This is a genomic window from Streptomyces sp. S465 (genome assembly GCF_026898115.1).
Taxonomy (GTDB): Bacteria; Actinomycetota; Actinomycetes; order Streptomycetales; family Streptomycetaceae; genus Streptomyces; species Streptomyces luomodiensis.
This window is the reverse complement of sequence record NZ_CP114036.1, coordinates 1,041,496-1,058,722: the sequence shown is the minus strand read 5'-3', so window position 1 is coordinate 1,058,722 and position 17,227 is coordinate 1,041,496. Positions and strand designations below refer to the sequence as shown.

Below are 17,227 nucleotides of genomic sequence, written 5' to 3'. Positions count from 1 at the left end.
ACGGTTACGGGACGACCACGATCTTGCGGCCCTGGCCCGACTGGAACTGGTCGAGCGCCTTGGGGTACTCCTCCAGCGGCAGCCGGTGGCTGATGAAGATCTGCGGGTCCAGCACCCCGGTCGCGAACAGCCCGGCGGCACGCTCGTAGCTGTGCAGCACGGCCATGGAGCCGGTGATGGTGATCTCCTGGTTGTAGATCTTGTACGGCTCGATGACGGCCCGCGTCGCGTAGTCGGAGACGCCGAACTGGAGGAACGTGCCGGCCTTGGCCACCCGGCCCAGCCCGTCCTGGATGGCGGCCTGGTTGCCGGTGGCGTCGATGACCACGTCCCAGCCGCGCGGCTGGTCCAGCTCGTCCGCCGAGGCGGCGGCCCGGCTGCAGCCGAGGGTGGTGGCGGTGGCCAGCCGCTCGGCGTTGACATCGAGCACGTCCACGCTGGTGGCGCCGGTCCGCTTGGCCAGCTCCAGCATCATCAGCCCCATGGTGCCGGAGCCGTAGATGAGCACCTCGGCGCCCAGGTTGCCGTTGAGCACGTCATAGCCGCGCACCGCGCAGGACAGCGGCTCGATCAGGGCCGCGTCGGCCACCTCCACGTGCTCGGGCAGCTTGACGCAGTTGGCCACCGGGGCCACCGCGAACTCGGCGGCCCCGCCGGGGACGCTGACCCCGATCGCGTTCCAGTTGTCGCACAGGTTGCCCCGGCCGATCCGGCAGTAACGGCACTCATGACAGTGCAGGGAGGGGTCCACGGCGACCCGGTCGCCCACCGCGACCTCGGTGACACCGCTGCCGATGCCCACGACCACACCGGCGAACTCGTGCCCGGGGACGATGGGCAGCGTGGGCGCGAACTCCCCCTGAAGAATGTGCAGGTCGGTGCCGCACAGCCCGCAGGCCGCCACGTCCACCACGACCTCACGGGGCCCCGGGGTGGGGTCGGCGACGGTGGTGACGGTGACCTTGCCGGGGGCTTCGATGACGGCGGCCCTCATTTGACTGCTCCTAGCGAAAGGCCCTGAACCAGCTTGTCCTGGGCGGCGAAACCGGCGGCGAGCACCGGGAGGGAAATGACGATCGACGCGGCGCACACCTTGGCCAGGAACAGGCCCTGGCTGGTGACGAAGGTGGTCAGGAACGCCGGGGCGGTCTGGGCGACCACACCGGTGAGCACCTGGGCGAAGAGCATCTCGTTCCAGCTGAAGATGAAACAGATCAGCGAGGTGGCGGCGATGCCCGGCCCCGCGATCGGGGCGACGACCCGCCACAGGATGGTCGGCAGCCGCGCTCCGTCCATCTGGGCGGCCTCGATGATCGACACCGGGACGTCGGCGAGGAAGGACTGCATCATCCACACCGCGATCGGCAGGTTCATCGAGGTGTAGAGGATGACCAGCAGCCAGACGTTGTCCAGGAAGTCGATGTCCTTGGCGAACAGGAAGATCGGCAGCAGTCCGGCCACCACCGGCAGCATCTTGGTGGACAGGAAGAAGAACATCACATCCGTCCACTTGCGCACCGGCCGGATCGACAGCGCGTACGCCGCCGGAAGCGCCAGCAGCAGCACGAAGCAGGTGGAGAAGAGCGACGTGCCCAGCGAGTTGAGCAGCGAGGGCCACGGGCTGGCCCCGCCGCCCGAGCCGAAGAACTCCTTGTACCCGTCGAGGGTCAGCGAAGCGGTCAGCGACGGCGGGTTGGTGGCGGCGTCGGCCTCGGAGTGGAACGAGGTCAGCAGCATCCACAGCACCGGCAGGACGAACACGATGCCGACGAACCAGGCCAGCAGGCCGAGTGCCGCACCGCGCCGCTTGGCCCGGCGGGCCGCGTCCGTCACGGGGGTGATGGTCACCGGGGTGCTCACGGCGGTCATGCGCGGGACACCTCCTCACGGAAGAGGGACGACACCACGCGCAGCGCGAAGGTGGCGATGATGATCGTGCCGATCACCACCACGACACCCGCGGCCGATGCCAGCCCGTACTCGTGGGCGTTGTAGAAGGTTTCGTAAATGGTGTAGGGGAGGTTGGCGGTGTCCAGGCCACCGCGGGTCATGGTGAACACGGCGTCGAAGTTCTGCACGATGTAGATGGACCCGAGCAGCGTGCCCAGCTCCAGATAGCGGCGCAGATGCGGCAGCGTCAGATAGCGGAAGATCTGCCAGTTGCCGGCCCCGTCCAGCCGGGCCGCCTCCATCGTCTCCAGCGGGCGGCTCTGGAGCCCGGCCAGCAGGATGAGCATCATGAACGGCGTCCACTGCCAGATCAGCGACGCCTCCACCGCGATCAGCGGCGTATCGGTGAGCCACTCCGGCTGGGGCCCGCCCAGCCAGTTGAGCACGCCGTTGAACAGGCCGTACTCGGGGTTGTACAGCGCATGCTTCCACAGCAGCGCGGAGGCCACCGGCACCAGCAGGAAGGGTGCGATGAGCATGGTGCGGACCAGGCCCCGGCCACGGAACTTGCGGTCCAGCAGCAGCGCCAGCAGCAGCCCCAGCACCACGCTGACGATCACCACGGAGGCGGTCAGCAGCACGGTGGTGACGATGGAGTCGCGCAGTGCCTCGTCGCTGAGCACCGTCTTGTAGTTCTCCAGTCCCGCGAACTCACGGCGGTCGGGACGGAAGGAGTTCCAGTCGAAGAGCGAGATCACCAGGGTCGCCACGAACGGAAGCTGGGTGACCACGATCAGGAAGATCAGCGCGGGCAGCAGCGGCGCCCGGGTGGCCCACTCCCGGGCCCGGTTCCTCGGCGCCCCGGGGCGCTTGGCGGCGGCGGGGGCCGCCGCGGTCGGTGGCCGCTCGTCGTGTACGGGCACTGCCGTCGTCGGGTTACTCATCGGTACTCCTCGGCGACCTTCTCGGCCAGCTTCTGCGAATTCTTCAATGCCGTCTCGACGGACTGCTTTCCGGCGATGGCGGCGCTGATCTCCTGGGCCACCTTGGTGCCCAGATCGGCGAATTCGGGGATGTCGACGAACTGGATACCGATGGTCGGCCGCGGCTGCACCCCAGGGTCACGTGGCTTGGCGCTGGTGATGGCCTTGCGGGTTTCCTCGGAGAAGGTGCCGGCGGTGTCCTTGTAGTCCGGATTGGTGTAGGTGGACGACCGCTTGCCCGCGGGCACGTTGGACCAGCCGAACTCCTTGCCGACCAGGGCCTCGTACTCCTTGCTGGAGGCCCAGGAGATGAACTTCCAGGCGTTGTCGGGGTGGCGCGACGCCTTCTGGACGCCCCAGGCCCAGGTGTAGAGCCAGCCGGAGCTCTCGGTCTTCTCCACCGGCGCCTGGACGTAGCCGATCTTGCCCTTGACGGGGGACTTGGCGGCCTCCAGCGACCCGGCGGCCGAGGTGGCGTCGTACCACATGGCGCTCTTGCCCTGGGTGAGGTTGTTCAGGCACTCGGCGAAGCCCGACTGGGCCGCACCGGCCTCACCGTGCTTGCGCACCAGGTCGACATAGAACTTCGTCGCCTTGGTGAACTCGGGCGAGTCCAGCTGCGCCTTCCAGTCCTTGGTGAACCACGTCCCGCCGAAGGTGTTGACCACCGTGGTCAGCGGGGCCATCAGCTCACCCCAGCCGGGCAGTCCGCGCAGACAGATGCCGTTCATCCCCTTGCGGGAGCCGTCCACCTTGGCCGCGATGTCCGCGACCTGCTGCCAGGTGGGGTGCTCGGGCATCTTCAGGTGGTTCTCGGCGAGGATGTCCTTGCGGTACATCAGGAACGACGACTCGCCGTAGAAGGGCTCGGCGTAGAGCTTGCCGTCCTCGGCGGTCAGCGACTCCCGCATCGAGGGAAGGATGTCCTTCTGGTCGAACGCCTTGTCCTTGGCCGCGTAGGAGTCGAGCGGCAGCAGCCAGTCGTTCTCCGCGTAGAAGGGCACCTCGTAATTGCTGATGGTGGCCACGTCGTACTGGCGGGCCTGGTTGGCGAAGTCCTGACTGATCTTGTCGCGGACCTCGTTCTCCGGCATCATCGTGAACCTGACCGTGATGCCCGTTTCCTTGGTGAAGTACTTTTTGGTGAGCTTCTGCAAATCCACCATCTGCGGGTTGTTCACCATCAGAACATTGACGGTCTTGTCGCCTGAGCTGCCGCCTCCCATACCGGCGCAACCGGTCAGGAGCGCGCCCGCGGTCAGGGCCACCACCGGTATCCGGGCAGCACGAAGAGTCAGGACTGGCATAACGGGTCCAATCGAAGGGACGGGGGGAAAAAGTAAAAACAGCGGAGGAGGGACGTCAGACCCTGACGATCTGCGGGCCCAGCAGCGAATAGCGATGTGCCTCGGTCAGCGGTAGACCGGTGTCGGTCACGATGGTTTCGAAATCCGACACATCCGCGAACCGGCAGAAGCTGACGGCTCCGAACTTGGTGTGCACCCCGGAGAAGATCTTCCGCCGGGAGACCCGCACCACCTGCGCCTTGATCTCACTGACCGCCGGATCCGGGGTGGTCAGGCCGTACTGGCGGGAGATGCCGTTGGCGCCGATGAAGGCCAGGTCGATGACGAAGCCCGAAAGCATATGCGTCGCCCAGTGGTCGACGGTGGCCATCGTGCCCCCGCGCACCCGGCCGCCGAGGAGCAGCACGGTGGTGTTGTCACGGGGAGCGAGGCCGGTGGCGGTCGCGAGGGAAGCGGTGATCACGGTGAGCGGCCGGTCCCGGGGCAGGGCCTCCGCGATCAGCTGCGGGGTGAACCCCTCGTCGATGAAGACCGTCTCGGCATCGCCCAGCAGATCGGCCGCCGCCGCCGCGATCCGCGACTTCTCCGGCACATGCATGGTGGTACGGAAGGCGAGGGTGGTCTCGAAACCGGCGCTTTCCACGGGGTACGCGCCACCATGGGTGCGCCGCACCAGTCCGTGCTGCTCCAGCACGCGCAGATCGCGGCGCACCGTCTCCTTGGACACCCCGAGGTCGGCGGCGAGTTTGCCGACGTCCACGACGCCGGCACGGCGAGCCGTGTCGAGGATCTCCCGACGGCGTTCCTCCGCGTCCACGCCGCACCTCCTGCCTTGGTCTTTCGAGCTTGCGTGGCAGTTTTACAAGCACGCAACGAGAGCCGCCAGCCTTGGCGCAGGAGAGATCGTGACCGTATGCGCCCGTTTCACGATCGTTATCTTGGCAGTTCAGCAGGGGTGAGGCAACGGACGGTGAGGAACTCGGATGCCTGGTTCTCCGCCCGGTGGGCCCGTTTCTCGCCCGATTACCGAAAGAGGACGTGAACGGAGCCCAACCGGGCGTGTTCAGATACTGGGGAATGCCCGAACGGACATGTGCTATGGGCGGTCGAGCGCCCCGGAGGCATCCAGAATCCTGCCCGCGACCTTGACCGAATCAACCAGCGGATGCAGAGCGAGGGCCCGCAGGGCCGCACCGCGGGCGATGCCCGAATCGGTGCCCGCTTCGGTGCCCGCCGCGGTCGTGGCCGCCTCGATGGCCGCGCGCTCCACGGCCTTGAGGGTGAGCATCAGGCCAAGCTGGTCCGGCGCCACCGCGCCGGCCGCCAGCGGGCGCGCCCCGCCCGCGTCCACCACAGCGGGCACCTCCACCACGGCGTCCTCGTCCAGACCGGGGACGGCCGTGCGGTTGCGCACGTTGAGGATCAGCGTGGCGCGCTCGTCGCGGGCGATGGCCCGCATCAGGGCCAGCGCGATCCGGTCGTAGCCACCGCCGTCCAGATCGCAGGAGTCGCGCTCCCAGCCGCCGGTGGCCTCGCGGCTCTCGGCCATGTACGTGGCCTCGCGCTCCAGCCGGGTGCGCTCCCACGCCTGAAGCGCCCCGGAGGCTCCGGAGCCGGCCGTGGCGTAGAACCGGGCCTGCTGTTCGCGGAGGAACTCCCCGCGGGTGGCCGGGGCCTGCCGGATCGAGGCCACCGCCTCCCGGTTGAAGTAGTAGTAGTGCAGATACTCGTTCGGCAGCGCGCCGAGCGCCCGCAGCCACTCGGCGCCGAACAGCTTGCCCTCCTCGAACGACTCCAGCGCGGCGGTGTCGCCCAGCAGCTCCGGCAGCCGGTCCCGGCCGTTCACCACCACCCGGCGCAGCCAGCCCAGGTGGTTGAGGCCCACATAGTCGTAGGTGGCCCGGTCCGGGTCGGCGCCGACCGCCCGCGCGGCGCGGCGGCACAAGCCGACCGGGGAGTCGCAGATACCGATCACCCGATCGCCGAGCACCCGCTGCATCGCCTCGGTGACCATGCCCGCCGGGTTGGTGAAGTTGATGACCCAGGCGTCCGGAGCCACGGTGGCGATCCGCTCGGCGATCCGCAGCGCCACCGGCAGGGTGCGCAGCCCGTAGAGCACCCCGCCCGCGCCGACCGTCTCCTGTCCCAGCACCCCTTCGCCGAGCGGAATCCGCTCATCGCGCGCCCGGCCCTCCAGACCGCCGACGCGGATGGCCGAGAAGACGAAGTCGGCGCCGCGCAGCGCCTCGTCCAGATCGGTGGTGGCCCGGACCGCGGGCGCGGTGGGGCGGCCCTCGGCCTGTTCGGCCAGGACCGCGCGGATGGCGTCCAGCCGGCCGGGGTCGGTGTCGTACAGCACCAGCTCGGTGCAGCGCCCGGCCTCGTCCCCGGTGTCCTCGAGCAGGGCCCGGTACACCAGGGGCATGCGGAATCCGCCGCCGCCCAGCACAGTCAGCCTCATACGGTCACTACCTCCACATCGGCCTCGCGGAACACGGCGAGCGTCGCCGGGTCGGATGTCTCGTTGGTGATCAGGGTGTCGATCCGCTCCGGCCCGCAGATCCGGGCGAGGCCGGTGTCACCGGGGAACTTCCCCGCGGTGACCAGCAGCACCACCTCCCGGGTGGCGCCGAGCATGGCCCGTTTGACGGGCACCTCCACATGGGTGCTGTCCAGCACGCTGCCGTCGGGGAGCACCCCGCTCGCGCCGAGGAAGAGCCGGCCGACCCGCAGCTGACGGATGTTGGACTCGGTGAGGAAGCCGACCACGGACCGGTAGTTGGCGCGCACCTGCCCGCCCAGCAGGATCAGGGTCACCTTCGGATCGTCGCGCAGCTCGTCGTAGACCGCGAGATTGCTGGTCACCACCGTGACCGGACGGCCGCGCAGCAGCTTGGCGAGCTGGAGGGTGGTGGTGCCGATGTCCAGCAGCAGCACATCGCCGTCGGCGACCAGCTCCGCGGCGGCGCGGGCGACGGCCTGCTTGTCGTCCAGATCATCGACCGCCACCTCGCCGAACGGACGCTCCTCGTCCGGAGTGGGCGCGGCCACCGCGCCGCCGTAGACCCGGGTGAGCCGGCCGGCCCGGCCCAGCTCGGTGAGGTCCCGGCGGGCGGTGGCCTCGCTGACGCCCAGACGCGTGGCGATCTCCCCGATGGGCAGCACGCCCTCCTCGCCGAGGATGCTCAGCAGCTTCTCGTGGCGGGTCTCTCGCAGCATGGTGGCAACCTACTCCAGATGAGCGAGTCTGCGCGAGTGTGATTGACCTCTTGCATTCACCGCAGGTGAGGTGCAAGGTGTCGCTCACGCCACCCCGTCAGAAGGGCCCCAGGCGCGAACAGGTCATGCCGCACAAGGAAAGGCACGTCGGTGAGCACCACGGCCGGAACACCCGATCCGATCCAACCGATCGACCCGCTGGCGGCGCTGCGCGCTCCCGCGGACCCCGAGCACGACGTCTACCTCACCGGCACCGTGTTCCTGGACATCATCTTCACCGGGCTCGACCACGCCCCCGTCCGCGGCACCGAGTCCTGGGCGCGCGGCATGGGATCGAGCCCCGGCGGCATCGCGAACATGGCCACCGCGCTCGCCCGGCTGGGGCTGCACACCACCCTCGCCGCCGCCTTCGGCACCGATGTCTACGGCGACTACTGCTGGGAGAGCCTCGCCCTCGGCGAGGGCGTGGACCTCACCCACTCCCGGCGCGTCCCCGGCTGGCACTCCCCGGTCACCGTCTCCATGGCGTACGAGGGCGAGCGGACCATGGTCACTCATGAACACCCGGCCCCACCGCCCGCCGCCCAGGGCGCGCCGCCCCGCTCCCGCGCCTGTGTGACCGCCTTCGAACCGGGGCGCCAGGAGGACTGGGTGCGCCGGGCGCACGCCCAGGGAGCCAAGATCTTCGCCGATGTCGGCTGGGACGAATCCGGCCGCTGGGACCCCGCCGCACTGCCCGATCTGCCCTATGCCCACGCCTTCCTGCCCAACGCGGCCGAGGCCCAGCGCTACACCCGCACCGACAGCCCCGAGCGGGCCGTGCGCGCCCTGGCCGAACTGGTGCCGATCGCGGTCGTCACCAGGGGCGCCGAGGGCGCCGTGGCCATCGACTCGCTCACCGGGGAGCGCGCCGAGGTGCCCGGACTGTCCGTGGACGCGCTCGACCCGACCGGGGCGGGCGATGTCTTCGTCGCCGGTTTCATGACCGGAACGCTCGCGGGCTGGCCGCTCGTGGACCGGCTGGCCTTCGCCAACCTCACCGCCGCCCTCTCCGTCCAGCACTTCGGCGGCTCCCTGGCCGCTCCCGGCTGGTCGGAGGTGGCCGCCTGGTGGAGTCGGGCGCGCCGGTCGGCCGGCCGCCACGCGGACGCGGCCGGGCTCGCCCGCCGCTACGCCTTCCTGGGCGATCTGATTCCGGACCGGGTGAGCGACTGCCCGCGGCTGCGGGCGCTGCCCACCATCGGCTTCCGGGTGCATGACAGCGCCCAACGGTCCTGACGGCCCCTGATCACCGCATCGAGGAGAACCCCATGGAACTCGCCCGTACCGGGGCGCGCCGCAGCCTACGTGGCAGAGCCGCCCCGGCCGCGCTCGCCGTCGGTGCCGTCCTGCTCGCCGCGGGCTGTGTGCCCGGCACCGACGGCTCGGGGGCCGCCGGTGCCGGGACCGGCGCGGCCACCGCCGTACCCGACCCGGCCAGGGCCGGAAAGACCACGCTGACCGTATGGGACCAGGAGATACGCGGCGGGACCAACGGCGAGATACAGCAGCTGAACCGGGAGTTCGAGAAGAAGTACCCCAATGTGCGGATCAAGCGGGTCGCCCGCAGCTTCACCGATCTGAAGACCACCCTGAAGCTCGCCGTCTCCGGCAACAACCCGCCCGATGTCATCCAGGCCAACCAGGGCTACCCGGACATGGTCGCCTTCGTCCGGGCCGGGCTGCTCGCCCCGCTGGACAACTACGCCGGGATCTACGACTGGAACACCCGCTACCCCGCCACACTGCTCAACCTGAACCGGGTCTCCGCCGACGGCGGCGACTTCGGCAGGGGGCGGCTCTACGGCATCTCCCAGACCGGCGAGTACATCGGTCTGTACTACAACAAGGACCTGCTGCGGCGGGCCGGGCTGGAACCCCCGCGCACCTGGGGCGAGTTCACCGACGGCCTGGCCCGGCTCAAGAAGCGGGGCGAACTGCCCATCCAGTTCGGCAACCTCGACAAGTACCCGGCCATCCACACCTTCGGGGTGCTGCACGACCAGCTCGGCGCCGCCGGTGCCCGTGACACCGTCCTCGGCCGCGGCGACGGCTTCGACAACGCCGCCACCAAGGGCGCCGCGGCGACCCTCGCCGACTGGACGGAACGCGGCTATCTGCCCAAGGGCGCCAACGGACTCGGCTACGACGACGCGGCCAAGAAGTTCGCCTCCGGCGACGGCGCGTATCTGCTGACCGGCACCTGGCAGCTGGCCGACCTCAAGAAGTCCATGGGCGACAGGCTCGGCATCATGCCGCCCCCGCCCGCCAAGGCCGGCGGAAACCCCGTCACCACCGGGGGCCAGGGACTGGCCTGGTCCATCACCTCCCGCTCCCGCCACCCGGAGGTGGCCGCCGCCTATCTGGACTTCCTCACCGACGCGCACGCCGCCGACGTCATGACCCGGCACGGCGTGCTGCCCGCCGTCCCCGCGCAGGCCGCGGCGCGGGTCGCCCCGGACAGCGCCGACGGCCAGATGATCGCCGGCTGGAAGCGGCTGAGCGCCGCCGACGGACTCGTCCCGTACCTCGACTACACCACCCCGAGCTTCTACGACACGCTCTCGGCCGCCCTCCAGGGGGTGATCAGCGGCAAGACCTCCCCGGACGCCTTCGCCGCGACCTTGCAGAAGGACTACGGGGCCTTCATGAGGAAGCAGCACGAGCAGCACACATCGGCGGGCAACCGATGAGGCTCACCGCCCTGACCAGGGCCTACCGCCGCCGGGCACCCGGTGAGCCGCGCGCCATCGGCTATCTCTACATCCTGCCCGCCCTCGCCGTGTACGCCGTCTTCCTGCTCTACCCCTTCGGACAGTCGGTGTGGCTGTCGTCTCAGCACTGGGACGGGCTGACGGTCGCCACCCCCGCCGGATTCGACAACTACCGCGCGCTGTTCAGCGATCCGAGCCTGCGCGCCCCCTTCCTCCACGCGCTGCTGCTGCTCGTCTTCTACTCGGCGCTGCCGGTGGCCATCGGGCTGCTGCTGGCCGCCGTGATGTCCCGGGCCCGGGTCCGCGGGATGACCTTCTTCCGCACCGTCCTGTTCCTTCCGCAGGTCCTGGCGCTGATCGTGGTCGGCGTGGCCTGGCGCTCCATCCTCGCCCCCGACGGGCTGCTCAACGACGTCCTCCGCGCGGTCGGCCTCGGCGGCCTCGCCCGCCCCTGGCTCGGCGACTACACCTGGGCGCTGCCCGCCGTCGGCGTCGTCGGCACCTGGGTCGGCACCGGACTGTGCATGGTCCTCTTCCTCGCCGGGGCCCAGCGCATCCCACGCGAGCTGTACGAGGCGGCGCGGATGGACGGCGCCGGTCCGCTGCGCGAGTTCCGCGCCGTCACCCTGCCGGGCCTCAGGCCGCAGATCGCGGTGGCGCTGACCCTGACCATCGTGGCCGGGCTGCGCAACTTCGACCTGATCTACATCACCACCAGCGGCGGCCCCGGCAACGCCACCTCCGTACCCGCCTACGAGGTCTACCACCGGGCCTTCGAGACCAACCAGGTCGGCTCGGCCGCCGCCGTCGGCGTGGCCCTCACGGTCCTGATCTTCGTCCTGACGGTGACGGTCTCCCGGCTCGTGGAAGGGCGGCGGGCATGACGACACGCCTGGAACGAGCCGTCACCTACGGCATCCTCGCCCTCTTCGCCGTCATCGCGCTCACCCCCGTGATCGGCGTCCTCGCCACGGCCTTCGGCTCACAGAGCTCCCTGGACACCGGCTTCTCGCTGCCCAAGGGCGGTCTGCACTGGAGCAACTTCGCCGATGCCTGGAGCCGTGGCCACTTCGGCACCTATCTGGGGAACTCGGTGCTGGTCACGGCGGTCGTGGTGGCCGCCACCACCGTGCTGGCCGTCCTCGCCGCCTACGCCTTCGGGGTGATGCGCTTCCCCGGCTCCACGGTGCTGTTCCACCTCTTCGTGATCGGGCTGACGCTGCCCCAGGAGGCGCTGGTCGTCCCGCTCTACTTCGATCTGCGCTACGCCGAACTCACCGACACCTACTGGGCGCTGATCCTGCCGCAGACCGCGCAGTCCCTGGCCTTCGGGGTCTTCTGGATGCGCACCTACTTCCGTGGCAGCGCACGGGCGGTGATCGAGGCGGCCCGGCTCGACGGGGCCACCACCTGGACCACGCTGTGGCGCGTGCTGGTGCCGATGGGCCGCCCGGCGATCTCCACCATGGTCGTGATCACCTTCATGTGGACCTGGAACGAGTTCCTGATGGCCCTGGTCATGGTCAGCGACGAGGCCCATCGCACGGTCCCCCTCGGGCTCGCCTTCTTCCAGGGCCAGCACAGCTCCGACGCGGCGCTGCTCGCGGCGGCCTCGGTGCTCATCGCGCTGCCGGTGGTCGTGGTCTACGTGGCGCTGCAACGCCGGTTCATCGAGGGCATGCTGGGCGGGGCGGTGAAGGAGTGAGGCCGCCCGGTCAGCGGCATCCGCGCGCTACGGCGAGGGGGTGCCGCTGACCGGGCGGCCGAGCCCGGCGACGGCGCGGGCGAAGACGACCGCGTCCCGTACCGCGGCCCCGCCCGTGTCGTTGTTGAAGTAGGCGTAGACCTCCGCGTCGGCCGGCCAGGTGTCCCGGACCCGCCGCGCCCAGGTGGCCAGCGCCCGGTGTCCGTAGCGCGGGGCCGGCTCGGCGCGGCCGCCGTGGAAGCGCAGATACCCCCACCCGGTGGTCCGCCACAGCGGGGTGACCGGGCGGGAACCGGCGTCGGCCCAGCACAGCGCGGCCGCGCGGCGCTCCAGCACCGCGCGGATCTCCTCGGTCCACCAGGAGGTGTGCCGCGGTTCGACGGCCACCCGCGTCCCGGCGGGGAACCGGCTCAGGCAGCGGTCCAGCAGCCCGCCGTCGGCCCGCAGGGTGGGCGGCAGCTGGAGCAGCACGGGGCCCAGCCGGTCGCCGAGCCCGGCCGCATGGGACATCAGCCGCTGCACCGGCTCGTCCGGATCCCGCAGCCGCTTGATGTGGGTGAGGTAGCGGCTCGCCTTCAGCGCCATCACAAAGCCCTCGGGGGTGCGCTCCCGCCAGGCGGCGAACTGGTCGTACGTGGGCAGCCGGTAGAAGGCGTTGTTGCTCTCCACCGTGTCGAAGGCGCGGGCGTACTCCTCCAGCCACAGCCGCTGCGGACAGCCCTGCGGATAGAGCCCGCCGCGCCAGTCCCGGTACTGCCATCCCGAGGTGCCGACCAGGACGGTCATGCCTCGCCCGGATGCCAGGGCGGCCACTGTCCGGGCCGGTCCGCCCAGTGGACCTGGTCCGGGTCGTCGAGGTCGATATCGGGGAAGACCTGCCGGACACGCGGCTCGAACTCCTCCCGTTCGAGCGGTTCACAGCCCAGGCCGCGCAGCCGCACCCGCCGGTAGCGGCTGTCGGCGTCGAATGACTCGACGAAGACGGGGTATCCGGACTCGTCCGGGCCGGTGGTGTGCTCCATACCTCCAGGGTGCCGGAGCCCCCGGTTTTCGCGCGCTCTGGCGGGCCGCCGGGGCCCGCCGGCCGGCCTACGCGGACGAGTCCCACATCGCGGGGGTGAACCATGATCTTCACCGACCGGGTGGACGCCGGGCGGCGCCTCGGCGAGGCGCTGCGGCCCCTGGGCGATGAGCGACCGGTCGTGCTCGGGCTGCCGCGGGGCGGGGTGCCGGTGGCCTACGAGGTGGCCCGAGCGCTCCATGCCCCGCTGGACGTGATCATCGTCCGCAAGCTCGGCGTGCCGTACCACCGCGAGCTGGGGTTCGGCGCGATCGGCGAGGGCGGGGTGCGGGTGGTCCATGAGGCGATCGTCCGGATGAGCCGGGTCGACGAGGAGGACCTCGCCGAGGTGGAGCGGACCGAGCGGGAGGAGCTGGCCCGCAAGGCCGGGCGGTTCCGCCGGGGCCGCTCGCGGATCCCGGTCGAGGGCCGGACGGTGGTCATCGTGGACGACGGCATCGCGACCGGCGCCACGGCCCAGGCCGCCTGCCGGGTCGCACGGGCCCAGGGAGCCGCACGGGTGGTCCTGGCCGTTCCGGTGGCGCCGCCGGACGCGGTCGCGACGCTGCGCGAGGACGCGGACGAGGTGGTGGCCCTCGCCACGCCCCCGGACTTCGCGGCGGTGGGGGAGTGGTACCGGGACTTCTCCCAGACGACGGACGCCGAGGTGGTGGAGTTGCTGTCCCGGTCGACTGGAGAGACGGGGGAGGCGCATTCTGGAAGGTGACGCAGGAGGTGATCGCGATGGAGACGATCGTGGGATGCGACATCCAGATGGAGTTTCGTGAGATCGGCCCGCTGACCGAAGCGGTCGTCCGGCTGAGGATGCACGACGGCACGGAGATGCTGGCTCAGGGCCGGGCCAACCGGAATCCCGACGACCCGGCACAGCCGAGGGTCGGTGAGGAGATCGCGGCGGCGCGGGCGCTGACCAACCTGGCCCACCGGCTGATCGGCAAGGCGGGTGGTGACATCGAGGAAGTCACCCACTCCAAGGCCCATTTGGTGATCTAAGGCCCCTTGAGGCGAAGGAGCGTCCGCGGCGGCCGTCCGCCGCGGCGGACGCCCCTGTGCCCGTACGCCACCGCTCCTGTGCCCGTACGCCAACGCTCCTGTGCCCGTACGCCACCGCGGCCGGCGCCTCCTGCCCGTGCGCCCCCGTGCTCCGTTCCCCACCGTGCGCCCGGACATCGCCCGGACATGAGGCCGCCCACGCGGGGAAGGGAGACCGGAGGGGGCATGCACAACAGGCTCCGGGGCACTCGACCCGCGGCCGGTGCCCCGGCCGACGGCTGACCTCGGGAGGTCGCTCATGGGTCCACGGAACGGTTCGGCTCCTCGGCGTACGACGGCATCGCGCTCGCTCCGTCCGCCGGTCTTATCCGCCCTGCTGGTCGGCGCGCTGGCCACGGCCACCGCGTGCGGCAGCGACACCGGGGACGGGGATTCCGCGCGGCCCGCCTCGTCCGTCACCTCCGCCTCCTCCGCCGCGCCACCTTCGTCCACCCCGGCGGCCTCCTCCGCCGCTCCCGGGAGCGGGACCGCGTCCGACGGACCGCCCGCCTCGCACACCGCGCGGTCCGCTCCGCCCTCGGCGCACCCGGCGCCCTCGCGCGCCTCCTCCTCGCAGCCCGCCGCGGCGTCCGGTGCCCGCCGCGTCTGCTCCCGGACGCAGCTGACGCTGTCGGCCGGCCGGATGGACGTGGGCGCGGGCAATGTGCATCTGCCCCTGGTGTTCACCAACACGTCCGCCACCACCTGCACCCTCACCGGATATCCCGGGGTCTCGCTGCTCGACTCCGGCGGCTCGGCGATCGGCGACCCCGCCACCCGGCGCGGCCCCACGCGCTCCACGGTCACCCTGCCGCCCGGCGGCAGCGCCTCCGCCGACCTGCACACGCTCAACGAGGGCATGACCGACACCCCGTGCCGGCGCGCCCCCGAGCGGATCCGGGTCTATCCGCCGGATTCCTTCGACGCGATGAAGACCTCGGCGCGCTCCTTCCGGGTGTGCGGAGGCGTCTTCGAGGTCGAGGCGGTGCGCTCCGGAACGGGTGGGTGACACCGGCATATCGAGGCGCGTCCGCGTGCGGGGAAGTGTCCGAAAATCTTGATGGGGCGGCCGCCGACTGGCCGTGTTCACCCTTTCGCAATCAAGAGGGGTAGGCCACCATGGGGATGCCTCATAGGAGCCGGTAGGGAGCGTCCGGAGGGGGACGGTGTCATGGAGCGGGTCGCGACCGAGGTCGAGACGGAGCTGCTGGACCTTTCGGGGGCGACACTCGCAGACCTCGAGCGGCACGAGGGGCTTTCCGTGGTGACGGAGCGGCTGCTGGACGTCGTCCAGTTCCCGCCGACGGTCAACGGCAACTCGTCGGCGTCGAACGTCTGTGTGAGTTAGGCGGCCATGGCGTTCTCCGCCACACGAGGTCGTAACCATCGTTTATCGGGGGAGGGTTTCGCCGAGTTGGCGCGGGGTTCGGGCGGCCCTGCGGCCGTGGCCGAGCTGAGGTCGGGGCAGCGCAGCCGGGCCATGCTGCTGCTGCGCGCCCTGGTGGACATCGCCGCCGCGCACCCCGCCCTGCCCGGCCCCCTTTCCCCGCCCCGGGACGCCTGGCACCTGCTGATCGAGGCCGAGCGCCGCTCTCCGGCCGCCGTGGAGGGGCTGCTGCTGCACCCCACCGTGGGAGTGTGGCTCAACCGCTGTCTGCGCAGACTGCGCGGACTGGAATCGGGAAACGAACCGCTGTGGAGCACGGTGGGATATCTGCATGCCATGGCCGCCTCCGCCGCACTGCTCGCCGGAATCGACTTCCGTATCGCCGTCCCGGTGCGCGATCGCGGGGTGATGCTGCCGGCTCTGGGATCCGCCCGCATTCCCCATGAGGCCGAAGTCGCGGAAGTGGTCATGACCGATCGGAAGGCGGCGGTGTTATCCGGCCCCTATTCTGTGACGCTGCCCGCCGACTTCTCCGCCGACGCCCCTGGTTGGTACGGTCTGCGGCGACTGCGCGGAGAACACCGGGGAATTGTCTGCGCACCCCTTGTCGATGACATCGATCCCTATCGCGATTTTCTCCGCATCCGAGGCCCGGAGCGGCTCACCGACGAAGAACGGGCGGGCTGGCAGGAACGATTCGACAGCGCCTGGCGGCTGGTCGCCGAACAGCCTCATGTCGATCCGAGGGGTATCGGCGCCTGCCTCTCCTCCGTCGTGCCCGTGCCCTATGTGGCCTGGCCCGAGCCGTTCAGCGCCTCCTCACCCGAGGCGTACGGATGCGTGCTGCTGGGCGGGGCCACGGACGCGCTGGCCCTCGCCACCGCGCTGGTGCACGAGGCCCAGCACATCAAGCTCAGCGCCCTGATGGACCTGGTGCCGCTCATCGAACACGGGCTGGAGGAGGTGCACTACGCGCCCTGGCGGCTGGACCCGCGGCCCCTGCGCGGACTCCTCCAGGGGGTGTACGCGTTCCTGGGCGTGACCGGATTCTGGCAGGACCGCATGCGGCGCGCCGAGGCCGGCCCGGCCCGGTCCATCGCCGCGTTCGAGTTCGCCCTGCGCCGGGCACAGACCTCCGCCGGGCTGCGCACGCTCCTCAGCCACGCCCAACTGACACCCACGGGGCGGGAGTTCCTGCACCGGCTACAGGAGCGGCTGGCCGAGTGGCTCGTGCGGCCCGTGCCGGCCCTGCCGGGGCGCCTGGCGGCCGATCTGATCGACGACCACCGGATCGTCCACCGGATGCGCCATCTGCGGCCGGACCCCGGGCAGCTCGCCCGGTGGGCACGGGCCTGGCGGGAGCGGACCGCGCCGCCGCGGGAACCGCCCGGGACCTCGATCCGGCCGGCCCCCACCGAGGCGCTGACGCGCCCCGCGCTCGCCCGGCACCGGCTCAGGGACCCGGCGGGGTTCGCCCGGCTGCGTGCAGGCGGGGGAGCGGGGACGCCCGACGGCGACGACGCCCCCGACCGGGCCGACCTCGACTGGGCCGCGGGGGACACCGCCGCCGCGCTGCGCGGCTACCGGGGCCGGGTGGAGGCGGACCCGGACGACATCGCGGCATGGGCGGGGCTCGCGCTCAGCCTGCCGGCCGGCACGGCCAGGACCACGCTGCTGAGCCACCCCGAGCTGGTCCTGGCCGTCCACCGGGAGGTGCGCACCGAGGCGGGCACGGGTCCCGATCCGGTGGCGCTGGCGCGGTGGATCGGCACCCGCACGCGCCGGTGAACGCCCCACCGGCGACATGGACGGCGCCTCAGACGCGACGCGGACGGCGACGCGGTCAGCGGGTCGGACGGCGACGCGGATG

17 protein-coding genes and 1 pseudogene are annotated in these 17,227 nt (G+C 71.1%); 9 read left to right on the top strand and 9 right to left on the bottom strand.

Features of this window, described 5'->3' with window-relative positions; translation table 11 throughout:
- Window positions 1–4 precede the first annotated feature (4 nt).
- The 7 genes from N6H00_RS04340 to N6H00_RS04310 form a co-directional block, all read right to left on the bottom strand.
- Window positions 5–994, bottom strand: a complete 990-nt coding sequence (locus tag N6H00_RS04340) for a zinc-dependent alcohol dehydrogenase family protein (RefSeq protein ID WP_268970203.1) — start codon at window positions 992–994, stop codon at window positions 5–7.
- Entirely contained in the window at window positions 991–1,869 is an 879-nt protein-coding gene (locus tag N6H00_RS04335; RefSeq protein WP_268970202.1) for a carbohydrate ABC transporter permease, read from the bottom strand. Before N6H00_RS04335 ends, N6H00_RS04340 begins: the two co-directional genes overlap by 4 nt.
- Complete coding sequence (locus tag N6H00_RS04330; RefSeq protein ID WP_268970201.1) at window positions 1,866–2,834, bottom strand: carbohydrate ABC transporter permease; 969 nt, start codon at window positions 2,832–2,834, stop codon at window positions 1,866–1,868. Before N6H00_RS04330 ends, N6H00_RS04335 begins: the two co-directional genes overlap by 4 nt.
- The gene (locus N6H00_RS04325) at window positions 2,831–4,180 is read right to left on the bottom strand and encodes an ABC transporter substrate-binding protein (RefSeq protein ID WP_268970200.1); all 1,350 of its coding nucleotides are present in this window, start codon (window positions 4,178–4,180) and stop codon (window positions 2,831–2,833) included. Before N6H00_RS04325 ends, N6H00_RS04330 begins: the two co-directional genes overlap by 4 nt.
- Before the next feature lie 55 nt (window positions 4,181–4,235).
- Window positions 4,236–4,997, bottom strand: coding sequence for a DeoR/GlpR family DNA-binding transcription regulator (locus tag N6H00_RS04320; RefSeq protein ID WP_268970199.1), 762 nt, complete (start codon window positions 4,995–4,997; stop codon window positions 4,236–4,238).
- A 279-nt stretch (window positions 4,998–5,276) separates the two neighbouring features.
- Entirely contained in the window at window positions 5,277–6,641 is a 1,365-nt protein-coding gene (locus N6H00_RS04315; RefSeq protein WP_268970198.1) for a 6-phospho-beta-glucosidase, read from the bottom strand.
- Complete coding sequence (locus N6H00_RS04310) at window positions 6,638–7,399, bottom strand: DeoR/GlpR family DNA-binding transcription regulator (protein ID WP_268970197.1); 762 nt, start codon at window positions 7,397–7,399, stop codon at window positions 6,638–6,640. The genes N6H00_RS04315 and N6H00_RS04310 overlap by 4 nt, the downstream gene beginning before the upstream one ends.
- Before the next feature lie 150 nt (window positions 7,400–7,549).
- Here N6H00_RS04310 and N6H00_RS04305 point away from each other — a divergent pair, with 150 nt between their 5' ends.
- Genes N6H00_RS04305 through N6H00_RS04290 form a run of 4 tightly spaced genes read left to right on the top strand, consistent with a single transcriptional unit; the run spans window position 7,550 to window position 11,857 of the window.
- The gene (locus N6H00_RS04305) at window positions 7,550–8,677 is read left to right on the top strand and encodes a carbohydrate kinase family protein (protein ID WP_268970196.1); all 1,128 of its coding nucleotides are present in this window, start codon (window positions 7,550–7,552) and stop codon (window positions 8,675–8,677) included.
- 32 nt (window positions 8,678–8,709) lie between these two features.
- The gene (locus N6H00_RS04300) at window positions 8,710–10,131 is read left to right on the top strand and encodes an extracellular solute-binding protein (RefSeq protein WP_268970195.1); all 1,422 of its coding nucleotides are present in this window, start codon (window positions 8,710–8,712) and stop codon (window positions 10,129–10,131) included.
- Entirely contained in the window at window positions 10,128–11,036 is a 909-nt protein-coding gene (locus N6H00_RS04295) for a carbohydrate ABC transporter permease (RefSeq protein WP_268970194.1), read from the top strand. Before N6H00_RS04300 ends, N6H00_RS04295 begins: the two co-directional genes overlap by 4 nt.
- Complete coding sequence (locus tag N6H00_RS04290; RefSeq protein ID WP_268970193.1) at window positions 11,033–11,857, top strand: carbohydrate ABC transporter permease; 825 nt, start codon at window positions 11,033–11,035, stop codon at window positions 11,855–11,857. Before N6H00_RS04295 ends, N6H00_RS04290 begins: the two co-directional genes overlap by 4 nt.
- A gap of 27 nt (window positions 11,858–11,884) precedes the next feature.
- On the opposite strand, the gene N6H00_RS04285 is transcribed toward N6H00_RS04290, so the two are convergent.
- Both N6H00_RS04285 and N6H00_RS04280 read right to left on the bottom strand, forming a co-directional pair.
- The gene (locus N6H00_RS04285; RefSeq protein WP_268970192.1) at window positions 11,885–12,643 is read right to left on the bottom strand and encodes a DUF72 domain-containing protein; all 759 of its coding nucleotides are present in this window, start codon (window positions 12,641–12,643) and stop codon (window positions 11,885–11,887) included.
- Window positions 12,640–12,879 carry a hypothetical protein gene (locus N6H00_RS04280; protein ID WP_268970191.1) on the bottom strand — a complete coding sequence of 80 codons (240 nt, stop codon included), beginning with the start codon at window positions 12,877–12,879 and terminating at the stop codon, window positions 12,640–12,642. Before N6H00_RS04280 ends, N6H00_RS04285 begins: the two co-directional genes overlap by 4 nt.
- A 102-nt stretch (window positions 12,880–12,981) precedes the next feature.
- On the opposite strand from N6H00_RS04280, the pseudogene N6H00_RS04275 reads away from it, so the two are divergent.
- The 5 genes and pseudogenes from N6H00_RS04275 to N6H00_RS04255 all read left to right on the top strand — a co-directional run.
- A pseudogene (locus N6H00_RS04275) lies at window positions 12,982–13,629 on the top strand (phosphoribosyltransferase); the annotation flags it as partial.
- An 11-nt stretch (window positions 13,630–13,640) separates the two neighbouring features.
- Complete coding sequence (locus N6H00_RS04270; protein WP_443072896.1) at window positions 13,641–13,931, top strand: DUF1876 domain-containing protein; 291 nt, start codon at window positions 13,641–13,643, stop codon at window positions 13,929–13,931.
- Window positions 13,932–14,229: 298 nt separating this feature from the next.
- Window positions 14,230–14,979, top strand: coding sequence for a DUF4232 domain-containing protein (locus N6H00_RS04265; RefSeq protein ID WP_268970189.1), 750 nt, complete (start codon window positions 14,230–14,232; stop codon window positions 14,977–14,979).
- Window positions 14,980–15,141: 162 nt separating this feature from the next.
- Entirely contained in the window at window positions 15,142–15,318 is a 177-nt protein-coding gene (locus N6H00_RS04260) for a hypothetical protein (RefSeq protein WP_268970188.1), read from the top strand.
- A gap of 96 nt (window positions 15,319–15,414) precedes the next feature.
- The gene (locus N6H00_RS04255) at window positions 15,415–17,145 is read left to right on the top strand and encodes an HEXXH motif domain-containing protein (protein WP_268970187.1); all 1,731 of its coding nucleotides are present in this window, start codon (window positions 15,415–15,417) and stop codon (window positions 17,143–17,145) included.
- Window positions 17,146–17,227 lie beyond the last annotated feature (82 nt).